General features: G+C 71.5%; 14 protein-coding genes. 7 read left to right on the plus strand and 7 right to left on the minus strand.

The window, feature by feature from the left end; translation table 11 throughout:
* Positions 1-42 precede the first annotated feature (42 nt).
* Positions 43-696, minus strand: coding sequence for a TetR/AcrR family transcriptional regulator (locus OG447_RS15005; RefSeq protein ID WP_266936991.1), 654 nt, complete (start codon positions 694-696; stop codon positions 43-45).
* 87 nt (positions 697-783) lie between these two features.
* Here OG447_RS15005 and OG447_RS15010 point away from each other — a divergent pair, with 87 nt between their 5' ends.
* The gene (locus tag OG447_RS15010) at positions 784-1,554 is read left to right on the plus strand and encodes an SDR family NAD(P)-dependent oxidoreductase (protein ID WP_266936992.1); all 771 of its coding nucleotides are present in this window, start codon (positions 784-786) and stop codon (positions 1,552-1,554) included.
* Positions 1,555-1,603: 49 nt separating this feature from the next.
* Here OG447_RS15010 and OG447_RS15015 read toward each other — a convergent pair whose 3' ends face one another.
* The 6 genes from OG447_RS15015 to OG447_RS15040 form a co-directional block, all read right to left on the minus strand.
* Positions 1,604-2,122, minus strand: coding sequence for a DUF4240 domain-containing protein (locus tag OG447_RS15015; protein ID WP_266938885.1), 519 nt, complete (start codon positions 2,120-2,122; stop codon positions 1,604-1,606).
* 125 nt (positions 2,123-2,247) lie between these two features.
* A complete protein-coding gene (gene aceE, locus OG447_RS15020; RefSeq protein WP_266936993.1) occupies positions 2,248-4,932 on the minus strand; it encodes a pyruvate dehydrogenase (acetyl-transferring), homodimeric type in 2,685 nt (894 codons plus the stop codon).
* A 220-nt stretch (positions 4,933-5,152) separates the two neighbouring features.
* Complete coding sequence (locus OG447_RS15025) at positions 5,153-5,776, minus strand: GntR family transcriptional regulator (RefSeq protein ID WP_266938886.1); 624 nt, start codon at positions 5,774-5,776, stop codon at positions 5,153-5,155.
* Between the two features lie 247 nt (positions 5,777-6,023).
* Positions 6,024-7,805 carry a 2-oxoglutarate dehydrogenase, E2 component, dihydrolipoamide succinyltransferase gene (gene sucB / locus OG447_RS15030; protein ID WP_266936994.1) on the minus strand — a complete coding sequence of 594 codons (1,782 nt, stop codon included), beginning with the start codon at positions 7,803-7,805 and terminating at the stop codon, positions 6,024-6,026.
* Between the two features lie 53 nt (positions 7,806-7,858).
* Positions 7,859-9,247 carry a dihydrolipoyl dehydrogenase gene (gene lpdA / locus OG447_RS15035; RefSeq protein WP_266936995.1) on the minus strand — a complete coding sequence of 463 codons (1,389 nt, stop codon included), beginning with the start codon at positions 9,245-9,247 and terminating at the stop codon, positions 7,859-7,861.
* 301 nt (positions 9,248-9,548) lie between these two features.
* Positions 9,549-11,084 carry a leucyl aminopeptidase gene (locus tag OG447_RS15040; protein ID WP_266936996.1) on the minus strand — a complete coding sequence of 512 codons (1,536 nt, stop codon included), beginning with the start codon at positions 11,082-11,084 and terminating at the stop codon, positions 9,549-9,551.
* A 673-nt stretch (positions 11,085-11,757) separates the two neighbouring features.
* Between OG447_RS15040 and iscB the strand changes: the two genes are divergently transcribed.
* From iscB to OG447_RS15070, 6 genes are all read left to right on the plus strand, one after another.
* Positions 11,758-13,068 carry an RNA-guided endonuclease IscB gene (gene iscB / locus OG447_RS15045; RefSeq protein WP_266936997.1) on the plus strand — a complete coding sequence of 437 codons (1,311 nt, stop codon included), beginning with the start codon at positions 11,758-11,760 and terminating at the stop codon, positions 13,066-13,068.
* A gap of 216 nt (positions 13,069-13,284) precedes the next feature.
* Entirely contained in the window at positions 13,285-15,294 is a 2,010-nt protein-coding gene (locus OG447_RS15050; protein ID WP_266936998.1) for a hypothetical protein, read from the plus strand.
* Positions 15,295-15,451: 157 nt separating this feature from the next.
* On the plus strand, positions 15,452-17,038 hold the full coding sequence (gene pelF, locus OG447_RS15055) for a GT4 family glycosyltransferase PelF (protein WP_266936999.1): 1,587 nt from the start codon (positions 15,452-15,454) through the stop codon (positions 17,036-17,038).
* Positions 17,035-18,630, plus strand: coding sequence for a hypothetical protein (locus OG447_RS15060; RefSeq protein WP_266937000.1), 1,596 nt, complete (start codon positions 17,035-17,037; stop codon positions 18,628-18,630). Before pelF ends, OG447_RS15060 begins: the two co-directional genes overlap by 4 nt.
* Positions 18,630-19,322 (plus strand): spherulation-specific family 4 protein, encoded by a 693-nt coding sequence (locus OG447_RS15065; protein WP_266937001.1) that lies wholly within the window; start codon positions 18,630-18,632, stop codon positions 19,320-19,322. The genes OG447_RS15060 and OG447_RS15065 overlap by 1 nt, the downstream gene beginning before the upstream one ends.
* The gene (locus tag OG447_RS15070; RefSeq protein ID WP_266937002.1) at positions 19,319-20,134 is read left to right on the plus strand and encodes an endo alpha-1,4 polygalactosaminidase; all 816 of its coding nucleotides are present in this window, start codon (positions 19,319-19,321) and stop codon (positions 20,132-20,134) included. Before OG447_RS15065 ends, OG447_RS15070 begins: the two co-directional genes overlap by 4 nt.
* Positions 20,135-20,315: the final 181 nt, after the last annotated feature.

The raw sequence follows: 20,315 nt of genomic DNA on the forward strand, positions 1-20,315 counted from the left end.
GAAGGGCCGCGGGCCCGCGCCGATGCCCCTGCCGCGCTGAGCTCAGCGCAGCAGGGGCATCGCGCCGGTGAGGTCGCGCAGGCAGCGGACCGCGAGTTCGGCGGGGGAGCCGGGGCCCGACACCGGGGCGTCCGTGGCCGACCAGACCTCCAGGGAGACGCGGATCGCGTCCGTGGCCGCCGCGGCGAGCAGGCGCACGCCAAGCGGGTCGGCGTCCGGGCCGGCCAGCCGGGACACCACCGGGACCAGGCGCTCCTCGGAGTCCTGGTTCACCCGGTACCAGACCGCGCGCAGGGCCTCGTCGGTCGTCGCCGCGCGCAGCAGCCCGCGGGTCACCTCCAGGCCCTCCATGACCGCCTGGGGGCCGCTCAGCGAGCGGGTGACGGCCCGTTCCAGGGCCTCGGCGAGCGGAGTGCCGGGGTCCTCTTCGGCGAGCAGGGCGCGCCAGGCGTCGCCGCCGCCCGCGAGCAGCGGGGCGACCGCCTCCTGCTTGTTGCGGAAGTAGCGGTAGAACGTGCGCAGTGCCACGCCCGCCCGGTGAGCGATGTCCTCGGCGGTGGTGCCGTCGGGGCCGTGCTCGGCGAAGAGTTCGCAGGCCGCGCGGGCGATGTCGAGCTGGGTGGCGGCCTTGCGGCGCTCGGTCAGCGACTGGGCTCCGGGGCCGGCCTGGGGAGAGTACGGACGAGGGGATCTCACGGGGTGAAGCGTACCTCTCGCCCGCACGCCTGATTGCATGCATTGTCACTCTGGCAAAACGTGTCATCCACTCGGTACCCTCGCCCCATGAACCGTTACGAAGGACGTCGCGTCCTCATCACCGGCGGCGGGTCCGGCATCGGCCAGGCCACCGTCCACCGCATCCTCTCCGAGGGCGGCCGGGTCCACACCGTGGACGTCAGCGAGGCCGGGCTGAAGGCGACCGCCGAGCGGGCCGCCGCCGACGGGCACGCCGACCGGCTGACCACCGCGCTCCTCGACATATCCGACGAGAGCGCCGTCAAGGAGGGCGTGGCCGCCGCGGCCGGTGCCCTCGGCGGGATCGACGTGCTCGTCAACGCCGCGGGCATCCTGCGCTCCGCGCACACCCACCAGACCACGCTCGACCTCTGGAACCAGGTCATCGGGGTCAACCTGACCGGCACCTTCCTGATGGTCCGCGAGTCGCTGGCGGCCCTGCTCGCCGGGGACCGGCCGGTCGTCGTGAACTTCAGCTCCACCTCGGCGTCCTTCGCCCACCCCTACATGTCCGCCTACGCGGCCAGCAAGGGCGGCATCCAGTCCATGACCCATGCCCTGGCGGCCGAGTACAGCAAGCAGGGCCTGCGCTTCGTCGCCGTGGCGCCCGGCTCCATCGAGAGCGGCATGACCACCGGCACCGGCCCCGGCCTGCCCGAGGACACCGACTGGTCGCTGTTCGCCAAGCTCGCCCCGGCCCTCGGCCAGGGCTTCGCCGGCCCCGAGACGGTGGCCGGCGTCGTCGCCATGCTGGCTTCCGAGGACGGCGCCTTCATCACCGGCACCGAGATCCGCATCGACGGCGGCACCCACTACTGAGCCGCCACCACTGAGCCGCGACTGCCGGCCGTCGGCGCCGGGCCGCAGGTCAGTCCCGGAACCGGTCCCAGAGCCGGGGGAAGCGCTCCGCGAGCACGGCCTCGTTCTCGAAGTCCAGCGGGGTGCCCTCCGGCTCCGCCGCCTGCACGGGAACGCCGAGGTCCGGCGCCACCGAGCCGGTCAGCTGCTCGTAGGCCTCGTCGGCCGCGTACCCCAGCTCCTCGCCGTCCCCGTCGATCTCCTCGTCGAAGTCCACCAGGAGCTCCGCCAGCTGGTCGGGATCGTGGACGCCGCCCTCGAAGACCTCCCGCCCCTGGCCGATCAGCCAGCAGCGGAAGTAGTCGAAGGCGTCGTCGCTCGCGCCGTCGAGCAGCACCCAGGCCGCGCCCCACAGGTCCCAGGTGTACGCCCGGTTGTACCGCGACTCGAAGTGCCGGGCGAAGTCCAGGACGGAATCCGGGTCCAGCTGCGCCAGCCGTTCCACGAGCAGCTCGGCGTGCTCCTCGGGGTCGCCCTCGGCGGCCTCGCGGGTACGGTCGACGATCTCCCAGAACTCCGTCTCGTCCATCACGGCTCAAGCATCACGGGTCCGCCCCCGCACCGCCACCGCTCATACGGCCAAAGGCCGGTGTCCGACCCCCACGGGGGACGAACACCGGCCTTCGGCACGTCAGTCAGGAACGGCTCCGGGGCTCAGAGGCCGTAGCGCTCCCGGGCCTCCTTGACGGAGGACGCCGGTACCTCGCCGCGGCGGGCGAGCTGGGCCAGCGCGGCCACCACGATCGACTGGGCGTCGACACCGAAGTGGCGGCGGGCGCCCTCACGGGTGTCGGACAGACCGAAGCCGTCCGTGCCCAGCGAGGTCCAGTCCTGCTCCACCCACTGGCTGATCTGGTCCGGGACCTGACGCATCCAGTCGGAGACGGCGAGGACGGGGCTGGTGACGCCCTCCAGCGCGCGGGTGACGTACGGGGTGCGCACCTCGCCGCGCAGCAGCGCCTCGTCGCACTCCAGCGCGTCGCGCCGCAGCTCGCCCCAGGAGGTGGCGGACCAGACGTCGGCGGCCACGTTCCAGTCGGCGGCGAGGAGCTTCTGCGCCTCCAGGATCCAGTGGATCGCCGTGCCCGAGGCCATCAGCTGGACCTTCGGGGCATCGGCGGCCGGGGCCGCCTCGGCGAGGTCGGCCGCCGTGTTGAAGCGGTACAGACCCTTGAGGATGCCCTCCTCGACGCCCTCGGGCATCGCGGGCTGCACCTTCGGCTCGTTGTAGACCGTCAGGTAGTAGAAGACGTCCTCGGGCTGCTCGCCGTACATCCGGCGCAGACCGTCCTTGACGATCACCGCGATCTCGTACGCGAAGGCCGGGTCGTAGTTGAGCGACGCCGGGTTCGTGGACGCGATCAGGTGCGAGTGGCCGTCCGCGTGCTGGAGGCCCTCACCGGTCAGCGTGGTGCGGCCGGCCGTGGCGCCGACGATGAAGCCCTTGCCGAGCTGGTCGGCGAGCTGCCACATCTGGTCGGCGGTGCGCTGCCAGCCGAACATCGAGTAGAAGATGTAGAACGGGATCATCGGCTCGCCGTGCGTCGCGTACGACGTGCAGGCGGCGATGAAGTCGGCCATGGCGCCGGCCTCGGTGATCCCCTCGTTGAGGATCTGGCCGTCCTTGGCTTCCTTGTAGTACATGAGCTGGTCGCGGTCGACCGGCTCGTACGTCTGGCCCAGCGGCGAGTAGATGCCGGCCGACGGGAAGAGGGACTCCATACCGAAGGTACGGGCCTCGTCGGGGACGATCGGCACCCAGCGCTTGCCGGTCTCCTTGTCCCGCATCAGTTCCTTGACGAGCCGGACGAAGGCCATGGTGGTGGCCATCTCCTGCTTGCCGGAGCCCTTGAGCAGCGGGGCGAAGGAACGGTCGGCCGGAGCCGGCAGGGCCACGTGCTTGACCTTGCGGGCCGGGGCCGGGCCGCCGAGCGCCGCGCGGCGCTCGTTCAGGTACTGCACCTCGGGGCTGTTCGCGCCCGGGTGGCCGTACGGGACGACGCCGTCGGCGAAGGCGCTGTCCGGGATCGGGAGGCCAAGGAGGTCACGCATGTCCTTGAACTCGTCGATCGTCAGCTTCTTCATCTGGTGGTTCGCGTTCTTCGACTCGAACCCGGCACCCAGCGTGTAGCCCTTGACGGTCTGCGCGAGGATGACCGTCGGCGCGCCCTTGTGCTCCAGGGCGGCCTTGTACGCGGCGTAGACCTTGCGGGGCTCGTGGCCGCCGCGGGAGCTGTGGAAGCACTCGGCGATCTTCGCGTCGGACAGGACGCCCGCCAGCTGCACGAGCTCGGCGTTGGCGCCGAAGAAGTGCTGGCGGATGTAGGCCACGTCGCGGGTCGCGTACGTCTGGAACTGCGCGTCCGGTACCTCGCGCAGGCGGCGTACCAGGGCGCCCGTGGTGTCGAGCTGGAACAGCTCGTCCCAGGCGGAGCCCCACAGCGACTTGATGACGTTCCAGCCGGCGCCGCGGAACTGGGCCTCCAGCTCCTGGACCACGCGGAAGTTGGCGCGGACCGGACCGTCGAGGCGCTGCAGGTTGCAGTTGATGACGAAGGTCAGGTTGTCGAGCTGCTCGCGGGAGGCGAGGGCCAGGGCGGCGGTCGACTCGGGCTCGTCCATCTCGCCGTCGCCCAGGAAGGCCCAGACGTGCGAGTTGGCGGTGTCCTTGATGCTCCGGTTCTGCAGGTAGCGGTTGAAGCGCGCCTGGTAGATCGCGGAGAGCGGGCCGAGGCCCATGGACACCGTCGGGAACTCCCACAGCCACGGCAGGCGCCGCGGGTGCGGGTAGGACGGCAGGCCGTTGCCGCCGGACTCCTGGCGGAAGTTGTCGAGCTGCTGCTCGGACACGCGGCCGTCGAGGAAGGCGCGGGCGTAGATGCCGGGGGAGGCGTGGCCCTGGATGTAGAGCTGGTCGCCCGATCCGTCGGCCTCCTTCCCGCGGAAGAAGTGCTGGAAGCCGGTCTCGTACAGCCAGGCCGCGGAGGCGAAGGTGGCGATGTGGCCGCCGACGCCGTACTTGGAGCCGCGGGTCACCATGGCGGCCGCGTTCCAGCGGTTCCACGCGGTGATCCTGGCTTCCATCTCCATGTCACCGGGGAACTCGGGCTCCGCGGCGGTGGGGATGGTGTTGACGTAGTCCGTCTCCAGCAGCTTCGGCAGCGCGAGGCCGGCGGCCTCGGCGTGCTGGAGCGTGCGGCGGAGCAGGTATTCGGCGCGGCGCGTACCGGCGGCCTGAGCGACGGCGTCGAGGGAGGCCGCCCATTCGGCGGTCTCCTCGGTGTCGCGGTCCGGGAGCTGGTCGAGCTCGCTCGGAAGCTTTCCTACGGGGTCGGACATCGGTGTGCGCCGCCTTCCGGACAAAGGAGAGGTGGTGAAAAAATCCCTGACGGGCAGGACAGGGTCGTTGGACCTGGTTGAGGTCCGGGTCGACTGTAAATCCCTGATCGATGATCGATCAAACGAATGTGGCATAGAAATGTCCAACGGGACAAAAGTCGGCACCGCGTGCCAGTAAATTAGGCACGCAGTGCCGGGCAAACCCGGACAATCCTCCTGGTCAGGCGCGCGGAGCGCAGCCCAGGACATGCCGCTTCACGAGCAGCCCGATCTCCGGATCCTGATTGCGGAACGCCTCGACGAGGGCTTCGTGCTCCTCCGCGTAGGACTTCTGGACCGTCCCCAGCCAGCGGATGGACAGGGCCGTGAACACCTCGATGCCCAGGCTCTCCCAGGTGTGCAGCAGCACGCTGTTCCCCGCCGCCCGCACCATCTCCCGGTGGAAGCCCACCGTGTGCCGCACCTGCGCCGTGCCGTCCTCGGTCCGGTCCGCCTCCCACAGGGCGGCGACGTGCGGCTCCAGGGCGCTGCAGTCGGCCGCCAGCCGGGGCGCGGCCAGCTCCGCCGCGATCTGCTCCAGGCCGGCCCGGACCGGGTAGATCTCCTCCAGGTCCGCAGCCGACAGGTTCCGTACCCGTACGCCCTTGTTCGGCGCCGACTCGATCAGCCGCAGGGTCTCCAGCTCGCGCAGGGCCTCCCGTACGGGCGTCTGGCTGACCTCCAGCTCCACCGCGATCCGGCGCTCCACGATCCGCTCGCCGGGCTTCCAGCGCCCGCTGACGATCCCCTCCACGATGTGCTCGCGGATCTGCTCGCGCAGCGAGTGCACGACGGGTGGGGTGATCATCGGGGCTTCATCTCCTGATGGCTGGGCAGGTCGCGGGGCCTGATGCGTAGACAATACGGCGGCGCGGGTGAACGCGAAGCGTTCCAGGTGGCAGGCGCTGGGTGAGGCTGGTTACAGGGTGGCAGCCGCAGAGCGCCCAGGGTACGACGACGGCGCCCCCGCCCGGGAGTTACCCGGGCGGGGGCGCCGTACGCGGCTCCTGGCGGAGCGGTGAGCCTTACAGGCCGTTCAGATCCTCACGGTCTCAGAGACCGAGCTCGACCTCGAACTCGCCGGCCTCGAGGATCGCCTTGACGGCCGAGAGGTACCGGGCCGCGTCCGCGCCGTCCACCAGGCGGTGGTCGTAGGACAGGGTCAGGTACGTCATGTCGCGGATGCCGATGTTCGTGCCCTCGGCGGTCTCGATGACCACCGGGCGCTTGACCGTGGCACCGATGCCCAGGATGGCGACCTGGTTCGGCGGCACGATGACCGTGTCGAACAGCGCACCGCGCGAGCCGGTGTTGCTGATGGTGAAGGTCGCGCCCGACAGCTCGTCCGGCGTGATCTTGTTGCCACGGACCTTGGCGGCCAGGTCGGCGGTCGCCTTGGAGATGCCCGCCAGGTTGAGGTCACCGGCACCCTTGATGACCGGGGTCATCAGGCCCTTCTCGGAGTCCACGGCGATGCCGATGTTCTCCGAGTCGAAGTAGGTGATGGTGCTCTCGTCCTCGTTGATCCGGGCGTTGACGACCGCGTGGGCCTTCAGCGCCTGGGCCGCGGCCTTGACGAAGAACGGCATCGGCGAGAGCTTGACGCCCTCACGGGCCAGGAACGCGCCCTTGGCCTTCTCGCGCAGCTTCATGATCTTGGTGATGTCCACCTCGACCACGGAGCTGAGCTGCGCCTGCGAGTGCAGGGCCTTCATCATGTTGTCGCCGATGACCTTGCGCATGCGGGTCATCTTGACCGTCTGACCGCGCAGCTCGGAGACCGCGGCGGCCGGAGCCTTGGCGGCCGGAGCGGCAGCGGCCGGCGCCGGGGCGGCAGCGGCCTTGGCGGCCTCGGCGGCAGCCAGGACGTCCTGCTTGCGGATACGGCCACCGACACCGGTGCCCGAGACCTGCGACAGGTTGACGCCGGACTCCGAGGCGAGCTTGCGCACCAGCGGGGTCACGTACGCGGCCTCGTCACCGGCGAACGCCGGGGCGGCGGCCGGAGCAGCAGCCGGAGCCGGGGTCACCGGAGCCGGAGCTGCCACCGGGGCGGCAGCCTGGACCGGGGCCGGAGCGGCCACCGGGGCGGCCGGAGCCGGAGCGGCGACCGGAGCCGGGACGGCCGGAGCAGCCACCGGAGCCGGAGCGGCAACGGGAGCCGGGGCGGCGGCCGGAGCCGCAGCGGCGGGGGCCGGAGCGGCCGCGGGGGCAGCGCCGGCCACGCCGATGACGGCCAGCCGGGCGCCGACCTCGGCGGTCTCGTCCTCGCCGACCAGGATCTCCAGCAGCGTGCCGGAGACCGGCGCCGGGATCTCGGTGTCGACCTTGTCCGTGGAGACCTCCAGCAGCGGCTCGTCGGCCTCGACCGACTCGCCGACGGCCTTCAGCCAACGGGTGACGGTGCCCTCGGTGACGGACTCGCCCAGAGCGGGCAGCACGACATCAGTGCCGGACGCGGCCGGGGCAGCGGCGGCGGGGGCCTCGGCGACCGGGGCGGGGGCAGCGGGGGCCTCCGCGACCGGAGCCGGAGCGGCCGGAGCCTCGGCGGCGGCCGGCTCGGCAGCCGGAGCGGCGGCCGGGGCCGGGGCGCCGGAGCCGTCGTCGATGACGGCCAGCTCGGCGCCGACCTCGACGGTCTCGTCCTCGGCGACCTTGATGGAGGCCAGGATGCCGGAGACGGGCGAGGGGATCTCGGTGTCGACCTTGTCGGTCGACACTTCGAGAAGCGGCTCGTCGGCCTCGACGCGCTCGCCCTCGGCCTTCAGCCAGCGGGTGACAGTGCCCTCGGACACGCTCTCTCCGAGCGCCGGAAGGGTTACGGAAACCGACATGGTTTCAGTTGCTCCTAACGAATGTGCGGAAGTGGTCGTCGCGCCCGTGACGATTAGTCGTGGGAGTGAAGCGGCTTGCCGGCCAGGGCCAGGTGGGCCTCGCCCATCGCTTCGTTCTGGGTCGGGTGCGCGTGGATGAGCTGCGCGACCTCGGCCGGCAGAGCCTCCCAGTTGTAGATCAGCTGGGCCTCGCCGACCTGCTCGCCCATCCGGTCACCGACCATGTGGACGCCGACCACGGCACCGTCCTTGACCTGGACGAGCTTGATCTCGCCCGCGGTCTTGAGGATCTTGCTCTTGCCGTTGCCCGCGAGGTTGTACTTGAGGGCCACGACCTTGTCCGCGCCGTAGATCTCCTTGGCCTTGGCCTCGGTGATGCCGACGGAAGCGACCTCGGGGTGGCAGTAGGTGACGCGCGGGACACCGTCGTAGTCGATCGGGACGGTCTTGAGACCGGCCAGACGCTCCGCGACCAGGATGCCCTCGGCGAAGCCGACGTGCGCCAGCTGGAGGGTGGGGACGAGGTCACCGACGGCCGAGATGGTCGGCACGTTGGTCTGCATGTACTCGTCGACCAGGACGTAGCCGCGGTCCATCGCGACGCCCTGCTCCTCGTAGCCCAGACCCTGCGAGACCGGGCCGCGGCCGATGGCGACCAGCAGCACCTCGGCCTCGAAGGTCTTGCCGTCGGCGAGGGTGACGCGGACGCCGGTCTCGGTGTACTCGGCCTTGTCGAAGAAGGTGCCGAGGTTGAACTTGATCCCGCGCTTGCGGAACGCGCGCTCCAGCAGCTTCGAGCTGTTCTCGTCCTCGACCGGCACGAGGTGCTTGAGGCCCTCGACGACGGTCACGTCGGTGCCGAAGGACTTCCACGCCGAGGCGAACTCGACGCCGATGACGCCGCCGCCGAGCACGATCGCGGACTGCGGCACGCGGTCCAGGACCAGCGCGTGGTCCGAGGAGATGATGCGGTTGCCGTCGATGTTCAGGCCCGGCAGCGACTTCGGCACGGAGCCGGTCGCCAGCAGGATGTGGCGGCCCTGGATGCGCCGGCCGTTCACGTCGACGGAAGTCGGCGAGGAGAGGCGGCCCTCACCCTCGATGTACGTCACCTTGCGGGAGGCGACGAGGCCCTGCAGGCCCTTGTACAGGCCCGAGATGACCTCGTCCTTGTACTTGTGCACACCCGCGATGTCGATGCCCTCGAAGGAGGCCTTGACACCGAACTGGGCGGCCTCGCGAGCCTGGTCCGCGATCTCGCCCGCGTGCAGCAGAGCCTTCGTGGGGATGCAGCCGTTGTGCAGGCAGGTGCCGCCGAGCTTGTTCTTCTCGATCAGGGCAACGTCCAGACCCAGCTGGGATGCGCGCAGAGCCGCGGCGTAACCGCCACTGCCACCGCCGAGGATCACTAGGTCGAAAACGGTGCTGGCGTCGTTCGCCACGTCACGTCCTCCATGCATGTGCGCCGGGCACCGGTCCTCTGTGACCGGGCGGCGGCTGGTAATCGGCCGCTAGTTCTTCGGCCCTGTGGTGGGGGCCCTGTCCTGCCGAGAACCCATCTTCGCATTTGTCGGGGGAACGCGGGACGCCGGGCCCACGATGTGGCAGGTCGTTCTGCCCGGAGCGAGGGTTACCAGTGCGTAGAAACCTACGGATTTCGTTGTCGGTGAACACGGCCTCAAGCCCTGATCGAGTGGCCGACCAGGGCTTGAGGCATGTCACATCCAGCGGTACGGGACCAGGTCAGCCCAGGTCACCCGTGGCCGTACGCTCGGCGAGACGCACCAGGGTGCGCACGGCCGAGCCGGTGCCGCCCTTGGGGGTGTAGCCGTACGGCGCGCCCTCGTGGAAGGCCGGGCCGGCGATGTCGAGGTGGGCCCAGGTGATGCCCTCGCCGACGAATTCCCGCAGGAAGAGACCGGCCACCAGGCCGCCGCCCATGCGCTCGCCCATATTGGCGATGTCGGCGGTGGGGGAGTCCATGCCCTTGCGCAGGTCCTCGGGGAGCGGCATCGGCCACGAGGACTCGCCGACCTCCTCGGCGATCTCGTGGAGCGCCGTACGGAACGCGTCGTCGTTGGCCATGACGCCGAAGGTGCGGTGGCCCAGGGCCAGCACCATGGCGCCGGTCAGGGTGGCGACGTCGACGATCGCGTCCGGGTTGTCCTCGGAGGCCCTGGTCAGCGCGTCACCCAGGACCAGACGGCCCTCGGCGTCGGTGTTGAGCACCTCGACGGTCTTGCCGCTGTACATGCGCAGCACGTCACCGGGGCGGGTGGCGGAGCCGGACGGCATGTTCTCGGCGAGGGCGAGCCAGCCGGTGACGTTGACCTGCAGGCCCAGCTTGGCGACCGCGGTGACGGCGGCGAAGACGGCGGCGGCGCCGGCCATGTCGCACTTCATCGTCTCGTTGTGGCCGGCCGGCTTCAGGGAGATGCCGCCGGAGTCGTAGGTGATGCCCTTGCCGACGAAGGCCAGGGTCTTCTCCGCCTTGGGGTGGGTGTACGAGAGCTTCACCAGGCGCGGCAGGTTCTCGGAGCCCTTGCCGACACCCATGATGCCGCCGAAGCCGCCCTTGACCAGCGCCTTCTCGTCCAGGACCTGGACCTTGACGCCGTTCTCCTTCGCCGTCGCGGAGGCGACCGCGGCGAAGGACTCGGGGGTGAGGTCGTTCGGCGGGGTGTTGACCAGGTCGCGGGCGATGTTGACCTCGGTCGCGACGACCGTGGCGCGCTCGGCCGCGGCCTTGTGCTCCTTGTCGCGCGGCTTGGCACCCAGCAGGGCGACCTCGGCCAGCGGCTGCTTCGGGCCGGCCTGCTTGTCGCCCGAGCGCTTCTTCTCGCCGCCCTGGTAGGCGGTGAAGGCGTACGCGCCGAGCAGCGCGCCCTCGGCGACGGCGGTGACGGCGGAGGCGTCGTCCAGGGGGAGGGCGAAGGCGGCCTTCTTGCTGCCGTGCAGCGCACGGGCGGCGGCGCCGGCGGCGCGGCGCAGCACCTCCTCGTCGAAGGACTCGTCCTCCTCGGGTACGGAGCCCAGCCCGACCGCCAGCACGACGGGAACCTTCAGGCCGGCCGGGGCCGCCAGCTTGGTGGTCTCGCCTTCGGCACCCGAGGCGCCGAGGGCGTCGAGCACAGCGGCGAGCTTGCCGTCGAACGCCTTGTCCACGGCCTCGGCGCCCTGCGCGACGACCGGGCCCTTGGGGCCCTTCGCCACACCGACCACGAGGGCGTCGGCGCGCAGCGTCGCCGCGCCGGCAGTGCTGAGAGTCAGAGCAGTCACGGTGGTGAAGTCTCGCTTCCGTTTGTGTGTATGGGGCTGCGGTCGCGTCAGGGTCGCCGGCCGCTCCGCAGCGATCGTATTCCGGCCCGTCGGCCGCCGGAAATGAGCCTACGCGTAGGTACTCACCCGTACGCCACTCGAAGGTTTGGCAAGTTGTTCGATCAAGACGCCGCCAGGTTCACCCATCTGTGGCCTCTGTTCCAGGTTTGCCCCTTAGACCTGACGAGGTCCGAGAGACTCGGTCCACTCTCGCAATGGGGACGCGGGGTTCCTTTGCATTGTTTTCAAGCATGACCGCCGCAGGCCGAGGTCGGGGGCGCCTGCAGGGGAAAGGCCCGAAGTAACGGGATCCCCCTCTTGAAGAGGGGGCTCTCAGCCGCTGTAGCTGAGGGCCGCCGCTACCAGCACCAGCCAACAACGCATGTGGGGGTGAACGAAGTTGGCTACGTACCGCGTAGGACAGAAGACCGACCGGGCTGTGCTTCCTCAGCAGCTCGCTCTCGAATTCGAGTCAGCAGACACCCCCCGGATCGGGGACGAAACGGGACTCGAACGCCGTAAGGCACCCGGCACGGTACATCTGCGAGGGGAGACCGCCGATACCTCACCCGGCATCGGCGGCGTCACCCCCGACCGTGAGGTTGGGGAGAAGGCCCGTGAGGGCCAATCCGTCGTGTTCGTCCTGGACAGGCACGGCCAACCGCTGCAGCCGACCAGCCCCGCCAGGGCCCGCAAGCTCCTCCATCAGGACCGGGCAGTCGTGGCCCGGCACACCCCGTTCGTCATCCGGCTGAAAGACCGCACCGTCAGGGAGTCGCAGGTGGACGGTGTGGAACTCGGGATCGACCCCGGCTCCAAGCACACCGGCATAGCCGTGTTCACCGCGAAGGACAGGGAGCGCCGGGGCCTGTACGCGGTCGAACTCGCCCACCGGGGCAGCGCTATCCGGGACAGGCTCACCGCTCGTGCCGCCTACCGGCGCCGTAGGCGCACCAGCAACCTGCGTTACCGCGCACCCCGCTTCTCCAACCGCGCGCGCCCCAAGGGGTGGCTCGCTCCGTCGCTGCGTCACCGCGTGGACACGACCATGTCGTGGACCACACGGATAGCCCGCTGGGCACCCGTCCGTGCGGTGCACGTGGAACGGGTCGCATTCGACACCCACGCCATGTCCAACGGCGGACCGATGGAGGGGGCCGAGTACCAGTACGGCACCCTGCACGGCACCGAAGTCCGCGAATACCTCCTCGCCAAGTGGGGGAGGGCCTGCGCCTACTGCGGTGCCACCGGAGTCCCCCTCAACATCGACCACATCCACCCCCGCTCACGCGGCGGCAGTGACCGCATCTCCAACCTGTGCACCGCCTGCATCCCCTGCAACGAGAAGAAGTCCAACCAGCCCGTCGAAGACTTCCTCAAGCAGTCCCCGGGCCTGCTGGACCGGATCCTCGCCCAGGCCAAGGCCCCACTCCGCGACGCGGCAGCCGTCAACGCCACCCGCTGGGCCCTGTGGCACGCACTGGACGCAGCCCTCCCCAGCGTGCGCGCCGCATCGGGTGGCCGCACCAAATGGAACCGGCAGCGGACCGGCACGCCGAAGACCCACACCCTCGACGCCCTGTGTGTCGGCGAACTCGACACCGTCACCCGAACCCCCGCCCGCGTCCTCGCGGTCACCGCGACCGGACGCGGCACCTACACCCGCACCCGGCCCGACAAGTACGGCTTCCCCCGCCTACGGCTGCCCAGGCAGAAGCAGTTCTTCGGCTACCAGACCGGAGACCTAGCCCGCGCCGTAGTCCCCACCGGCAAGAAGACCGGCACCCACACCGGCCGCATCGCCGTCCGCGCCAACGGCAGCTTCAACATCAAAACCGCACACGGGCTCATCCAGGGCATCAGGCACAAGCACTTCCGCCTCCTCCAGCGAGCCGACGGCTACGCCTACACCACCCGGCCCGAAGGACCCGCCGGCGCCATCTGACCGTCACCGACATATCCGAAGCGACCTCCGGCGCTCCGCGCCGCCGGTCCAAGGATTCGCTTGCTCCCCCAGCCGAAGCGAAGCAGGGGGTTTCCATGAAAGATCCGATGATTTCCACAGAGCCTCCCCTGCTCCGGCCGACCGCCACAGGGCCGGAGTCGAGGGAGGCCTGCGGGGGGAAAGGCCCGGCCCGAAATGGTCACCAAGAAGAACCGGATGAACAGGCTCGCCGCAGCATGCGCCGCGGCGGCCCTGGTGTCCGTCGCACTGCCCGCCGCGACCGCCCAGGCGGCCCCGGCACCACGCGTCGACCTGAAGGTGCTGGTCGTCGACGACGGCGGCAGCTCCGTCGAGGCGATCACCGCCGAACTCCGTGACACCGGGGTCCCCTACACCCGCGTGCAGCTGGGCAGCGGCAGCCGCCCGGTCATCAACGCGGCGTACCTCAGCGACACGGTCGACGGCCGGCCGCGCGCGAAGTACCAGGGCGTCGTCCTGCCGAACGAGAACCCCTTCGGCGAGGGCTCGCCCGAGATGGCCGCCCTGGCCGCGTACGAGACGACGTACGGGATCCGCCAGGTCGACGCCTACACCTGGGCCCACCCGGGCGTGGGCCTGGAGTACACCGACAACGGCGGGTACGGCGGCCAGCTCGACGGCACCCAGGCCGCGGTCACCCCGGCCGGCAAGGCGGGTCCCTTCGGCTACCTCGGCGGGCAGGTCGCCTTCGAGGACAACTCCGCGCTCGTCCCGGAGAGCTTCGGCTTCATGGGCAAGCCGCGGCCCGGCTACACCAGCTACCTCGACGCCCCCGTCGGCGCCGGACGGGCCTCGCTCGTCGGCGAGTACGCCCACGACGGGCGCAGCGAACTGGTCGTCACCTTCGGCTACAACCAGCACCAGCAGCAGTTCCGGCTGCTGGCCCGGGGCATCGTCGAGTGGCTCACCCAGGGCGTCCACCTCGGCCAGAGCCGCAACTACTTCGCCGTCCACGTCGACGACGTCTTCGCCCCCGACGCCCGCTGGAACAAGGAGCTCAACTGCACGCCCGGCGACTACGCCTGCGCCGGCGGGGAGGGCAAGGAGAGCACCATCCGGATGACCGCCGCCGACGCCCAGTACGCGGCGCAGTGGCAGACGTCCAAGAGCTTCAAGCTCGACATGCTCTTCAACGGCGGTGCCGGAGAGGAGTGGAAGGCGGAGAACGGCGGCGTCGACGCCCTGACCGCCCAGCTGGTGGCGGACCGGGCCAAGTTCCGCTGGATGAACCACACCTACACGCACCCCTTCCTCGGCTGCGTCCAGGACACCACCACCGTGCCGTGGAGCTGCGTCAAGAACGCCCAGGGCGCGATCCAGTACATGAGCCGTGCGGAGATCTCCGCGCAGATCCGCGACAACAACAACTGGGCCGCCTCCAAGGGCATCGCCATCGACCGCACCGAGCTGGTCACCGGCGAGCACTCCGGCCTCAAGACCAACCCGCAGCAGGCCCAGGACAACCCCAACCTGGCCGGTGCGCTGGCCGACAACGGCGTCAAGTGGGCGGGCAGCGACAACTCCCGCGAACCCTCCCAGCGCGCCGTCGGCGCCGCCCTGACCGTCCCGCGCCACCCGATGAACGTGTACTACAACACGGGCACCAACGCGGAGATGGCCGACGAGTACAACTGGATCTACACCAGCCGCGCGCACGGCGGCAGCGGTGTCTGCGAGGACAACCCGGCGACCTCGACCTGTCTGCCCGCCCCGGTGGACCCGGCCACCGGCTACCTCGACCACATCGTCCCGCAGGAGGCCCGTACGGCCCTGCGCCACGTGCTGGCCAACGACCCGCGGCCGCACTACGTGCACCAGTCCAACCTCGCCGAGGACCGCACGCTGTACCCGGTGCTCAACCAGGTCCTCGACACCTACCGCGGCCTCTACGCGCCCACCGCGCCGATCGTGAACCAGAGCATGAAGGACACCGGCGTCGAACTCAGCCGCCGCGCCGCCTGGAACAAGGCGGTCGCCGACAACAAGGTCACCGCCTACCGCATCGGCACGACCGTCACCGTCAAGGCGCCCGCCGGCGTCGTGGCCCCGGTCACCGCGCCCACCGGCACCAAGAAGCAACTCCTCCTCGGCACCGCTGACTTCGGTACCGCCTACGCCGGCACCCGTTCCACCTGGACCGGGCCCGAGCTGCTCCAGAGCGCCGTCACGCTGCGCCTGCCCAGCTGAACCGACCGGCCGGCCGCCTCACCATCGGCCGGCCCTCCGACCGGCCCTCCGACCGGCCGCGAGCGGCAGGCCGACGATCCGCCGCCAGTACCACCAGCGCCGGCGCTCCGCGAACCACGGGCGCCGGCCCCTTTTCCGTCCTGGGGGGACACACCGCATGAGCCATGGGCGTCACGTCACCATGCTCACCGAAGGAACCTATCCGCACGTCCACGGGGGAGTCAGCACCTGGTGCGACCAGCTGGTCCGCGGGATGCCGGAGGTCGACTTCAACGTCATAGCCCTGACCGGCTCCGGACGCGAGCCGGTCACCTGGGAACTCCCGCGCAACGTCTACCGCCACACCGCCGTCCCGCTCTGGGGCCCGACCCCGGCCACCGCCGGACGGTTCCCGCTGGGACGCGGCCGCCGCACCGCCCTGCGGGGCAAGGCCCACCGCCGCTTCACCGAGGTCTACGAGGCCTTCCTGCTCGCCCTGCTCGACGCGCCGGCCGATCCCGCCGGCCCCGCCCGCCCCGGCTTCTCCGAGGCCCTGCGCGAACTGGCGCTCCTCGCCCGGGCCGGGAAACTCGCCCCCGCCCTGCGCTCCGAGTCCGTCCTGCGCCTGCTGATGACGCTCTGGACCCGCCCCGGCCTCGCCACCGCCGCCGCGGCGCCCACCATCCACGACGCGCTCACCGCCACCGACCTGCTGGAACACGCGCTGCGGCCGCTCTCCGTGCGCATCCCGCCCGACAGCGTCGCGCACGCCGTCAGCAGCGGCCTCGCCACCCTCCCGGCCCTCGCCGCCAAGTACCTCGACGGAGTCCCCTTCCTCCTCACCGAGCACGGCATCTACCTGCGCGAGCGCTACCTCGGCTACCGCACCGCCGCCCAGCGCTGGCCCGTCAAGGCCCTCATGCTCGGCTTCTACCGCGAGCTCAACACCGAGGGCTACCGGAAGGCCGACCTGATCACCCCCTGCAACCAGTACAACCGCCGCTGGGAGGAGCGCGGCGGCGCCGACTCCGAGCGCATCCGCACCGTCTACAACGGCGTCGACCCGCACGCCTTCCCCGATGCCGGACCCGAACCCGAGGTGCCCACCCTCAGCTGGTGCGGCCGCATCGACCCGATCAAGGACCTCGAAACCCTCATCCGCGCCTACGCGTTCATGCGCGAGGAGCTCCCCGCCCTGCGGCTGCGCCTCTTCGGCCCCGTCCCGGCCGGCTGCGAGGAGTACAAGCTCCGCCTGGAGAAGCTCGCCGCCGAACTCGGGGTGGCCGACGGGATCACCTTCGAGGGCCGCATCGAGCAGGTCGCCCGGGCCTACGGGGCCGGCACCGTCGTGATGCTCTCCAGCATCAGCGAGGGCTTCCCCTTCAGCATCATCGAGGCCATGTCCTGCGGCCGCACCACCGTCTCCACCGACGTCGGCGGGGTGCGCGAGGCCGTCGGCGACACCGGCCTCGTCGTCCCGCCCCGCGAACCCGAGACCATGGCCCGCGCCACCCTCGCCCTGCTCCGCGACGGCGAACGCCGCGCCGAACTCGGCCGGATGTCCCGCAAGCGGGTGGTGGAGAAGTTCACCCTCCACCAGTCCGTGGACGGCTTCCGGCACATCTACCGGGAACTCGCCGGCCAGCCCGTCCTGCCCGTCCACGAGGGCGACGCCTGGACCCAGCGGCTCGCCGACCCCTGGTACCGCGAACTCGCCGCCCTGGGCCGCCCCCAGGCGGACGCCGCCGAAGGAGGCACGTGGTGAGCGGATCGCTCTGGCTCAAGCCGCCCGGCCCGGACGGCGTCCGGGTCCCGGCGGGCCGTGCCGCGGCGGCCCGCCGCGGCACGGCCCCCGGGCCGGGTACCACCGACACCCTTCCCGGCATCCCCCGGCCGCGCGGCGACGGACCGGCCGCCGACCCGATGGACGAACTCGCCGAACGCCTCGACGTGTTCGTGGCCGCCGCCGTCCACCCCGACGAGATCGCGGCCGTCCTGGAGTCCGACGGCATGACCGACGAGTACATCCGGCTCACCTACGGACGCCACGACTCCTTCGCGCTCGCCGAGGAGCTCTACGCCCGGGTGCCCCGCGCCTTCCCGGAACCCGTCGACGTCCCCGACCCCTGGAAGGTCTCCCTCACGGCCTGCCTGCTGCGCGGAGTGATCTTCGCGCTGCCCGGCCTGGCCTACGTACTCGGCGCGCCCCTGCTCGAAGGCCCCCCGGACCGGCTCGGCCTGCCCGCCGGGACGCTGACCCTGCTCGCCGGGGCCCTCATCGGCTGGGTGTGGGACCAGACCCTGTCCCACCGGGCCTACTCCTGGCTCGGCCTCGGCGACCGGGCCGCCGCGGGGCGGACCCTGCTCCTCGGCGCCCCCGCCGGATCCCTGCTGGGCACCGCCGCCGCGCTGGCGGTGCCCGGCGGGCCGCCGTTCTCGTACGCCTTCGCCGCCGGACAGGCCCTCTACGTCGGGGCCGCCACCGTCCTGCTCGTCCTCGGCCGCGAACGCGTCCTGCTGCGCGCGCTCGCGCCGATGGCCGCCGGAGCCCTGCTCGCGCTCTTCGTGGACCTGCCCGTGCCGGTACGGGTCACCCTCCTCGTGGTGTCCCTGCTCGCCGCCTGCACCCTGGCCGTACGGGAGCTGCCGCTGGCCGACGGCGTCCGGGCGGCCGTCCGCCGGATCCGGGGCTGGGCCGAGCGCCGGCCGGGGGAGGGCCCGGTCCGCTGGCAGATGCTGCGGGGTGCCGAGGAGGAGTTCCGGCCGCGCGGGCCCCGGCTCGGGGACTCCGTGCCCTACGGGGTCTTCGGCCTCGGCACCGGCCTGCTCGTCCTGTACGCCGCCCTCGGGGAGGTGCTCGCCGGCGGCCCGGCCGAGGCCGTCGCCGCCCCCTCGGCGGTGGCCCTCACCCTCAGCATGGGCCCCGCCGAATGGCTCCTCCACCGGTTCCGCAGCGGCAGCCTCGCCGGGCTGCGGGCGGCCCGTTCGCCCCGGGCGTTCTGGCGCCGGATGCTCGCCACCCTGACCCGCTGCCTCGCCCTGTACCTGGTGGTGGTGCTGGCCCTGGGCCTGACCGGAACCCTGCTCTGGCCGGGCGCCCCGGGCCTCACCGCGGTCCGCGTCGCCACGCTGCTGCTGCTCGGCACCGTGATGTGGACGGGGCTGCTCCTGCAGTCCTTCGGCGCGGTCCGGCCGGCGGCCGCGGTCTGCGCCTCCGCCGCGATCGCCCAGAGCCTGGCCCTGCTGACCGGGCTGGGACAGCCCCGGCTGGTACAGCTCGTGGTGGCGGGCACGGCCGCCGCCGCACTGGCCGCACTGGTCTGCCTGCTCCTCGGCCGCGCGACCGCGCACCGCTGATGCCACTCCCGATACCCGTGACCCCGTACGAGAAGGACCCCATGCTGCTGGTGCCGCTCTACGAGCACCCCGCCGACCGGCCCCAGGAGTGGGAGCTGCTGATCCGCTCCGCCGGGCGGCTGCACTCCGTGGTGCTCAACCCCGACAGCGGGCCGGGCCGGGCCCCCGACGAACGGTTCGCCGCCGTGGCCGGACGGCTGCGGGACGCCGGGGTGCCCGTCCTCGGCTACGCCGACACCGACTACGGGCGGCGCCCGCACGCGGACGTCGTCCAGGACCTGCTGCGCCACCGCGACTGGTACGCCACCGACGGTGCCTTCCTCGACCAGGCCTCCGCCGATCCGGAACTGCTGCCCCACTACGGGCGGCTCGCCATCGCCGCCCGGGCGGCGGGCGCCCGTACGCTCGTCCTGAACCACGGCGTCCACCCGCACCCCGGGTACGCCGGGCTCGCCGACCTGCTCGTCACCTTCGAGGGGCCCTGGGACGCCTACCGGGACGCGGACGCCGCGCCGCCCTGGACCGCCGACCACCCTGCCCAGCGGTTCTGCCACCTCGTGTACGCGGTCCCGCCGGACGCGCCCGCCGCCCAACTCGCCCACGAGAGGCGGGCGGGGGTGCACTGCGCGGTCCCCGGGACCGGCGCACACCCGTGGGGGACCTTGCCGTACGCCCTGGAGGCAACCGGATGAAGCGTTTCGCCACCGTGCTGGTCGCGGCGCTGCTGCTCACCGCCGCCTGCACCGCGGAGCCGCCGGACGACGGCGAGGACGAGCCGTACCCGTGGCCCGAGCAGGCGCCGGGGGAGTACTGGCGGCCCCCGCCGGGCGTCGGCTGGCAGTGGCAGCTCACCGGGAAGCTCGACACGTCGGTGAAGGCGCCCGTGTACGACGTGGACGGGTTCACCACCACCAAGGAGCAGGTCGCCGCCCTGAAGAGGGCCGGCCGCAAGACCATCTGCTACCTGTCCACCGGCGCCTGGGAGGACTTCCGCCCTGACGCGGACCAGTTCCCGAAGGAGATGCTCGGCAAGGGCAACGGCTGGGAGGGCGAGCGCTGGCTGGACATCCGGCGGCTGACCGAGCTGGAACCGCTGATAGCCAAACGGTTCGACATGTGCCGCGACAAGGGCTTCGACGCGGTGGAACCCGACAACATGGACGCCTACCGCAACCCCTCGGGCTTCCCGCTCACCGCCGAGGACCAGCTCGCGTACAACCGGCTGATCGCGAAGCTCGCCCACGACCGGGGCCTGGCCGTCGGCCTGAAGAACGACCTGGACCAGATCCCGCAGCTGGTCGGCGAGTTCGACTTCGCGGTCAACGAGCAGTGCGCGCAGTACCGCGAGTGCGAGAAGCTGACCCCCTTCATCGAAGCGGGCAAGGCCGTCTTCCACGTGGAGTACGAGCTGCCGGCGGCCCGCTTCTGCGACCGCTCGCGCGAGCTGAAGCTCAGCTCCCTGCAGAAGCGGAACGACCTGGACGCGTGGCGCCGCGCCTGTTGAACTTTTCAGCCCCTCCGGCGTTTGAGGAGCGGGTCCGGGCAGAGCCCGGTGCCCGGCGGAGCCGGGTTTCCTGGGGCGCCGCCCCAGACCCCGCGCCTCAAACGCCGGCGAGGCTGGAGTGCCCCGGCCAAGGCTGGGAGGGCGCGCCTGCGGAAGCTCCGTGCAGCGGGACCCGGTCGGG

It is taken from the genome of Streptomyces sp. NBC_01408 (genome assembly GCF_026340255.1).
Taxonomy (GTDB): domain Bacteria; phylum Actinomycetota; class Actinomycetes; order Streptomycetales; family Streptomycetaceae; genus Streptomyces.

Coding starts and splice junctions, on each gene's coding strand:
- OG447_RS15010 (WP_266936992.1), top strand. CDS start 784: ATGAACCGTTACGAAGGACGTCGCGTCCTCATCACCGGCGGCGGGTCC.
- OG447_RS15015 (WP_266938885.1), bottom strand. CDS start 2,122: ATGGACGAGACGGAGTTCTGGGAGATCGTCGACCGTACCCGCGAGGCC.
- aceE (WP_266936993.1), bottom strand. CDS start 4,932: ATGTCCGACCCCGTAGGAAAGCTTCCGAGCGAGCTCGACCAGCTCCCG.
- sucB (WP_266936994.1), bottom strand. CDS start 7,805: ATGTCGGTTTCCGTAACCCTTCCGGCGCTCGGAGAGAGCGTGTCCGAG.
- OG447_RS15050 (WP_266936998.1), top strand. CDS start 13,285: ATGAACAGGCTCGCCGCAGCATGCGCCGCGGCGGCCCTGGTGTCCGTC.
- pelF (WP_266936999.1), top strand. CDS start 15,452: ATGAGCCATGGGCGTCACGTCACCATGCTCACCGAAGGAACCTATCCG.
- OG447_RS15065 (WP_266937001.1), top strand. CDS start 18,630: ATGCCACTCCCGATACCCGTGACCCCGTACGAGAAGGACCCCATGCTG.
- OG447_RS15070 (WP_266937002.1), top strand. CDS start 19,319: ATGAAGCGTTTCGCCACCGTGCTGGTCGCGGCGCTGCTGCTCACCGCC.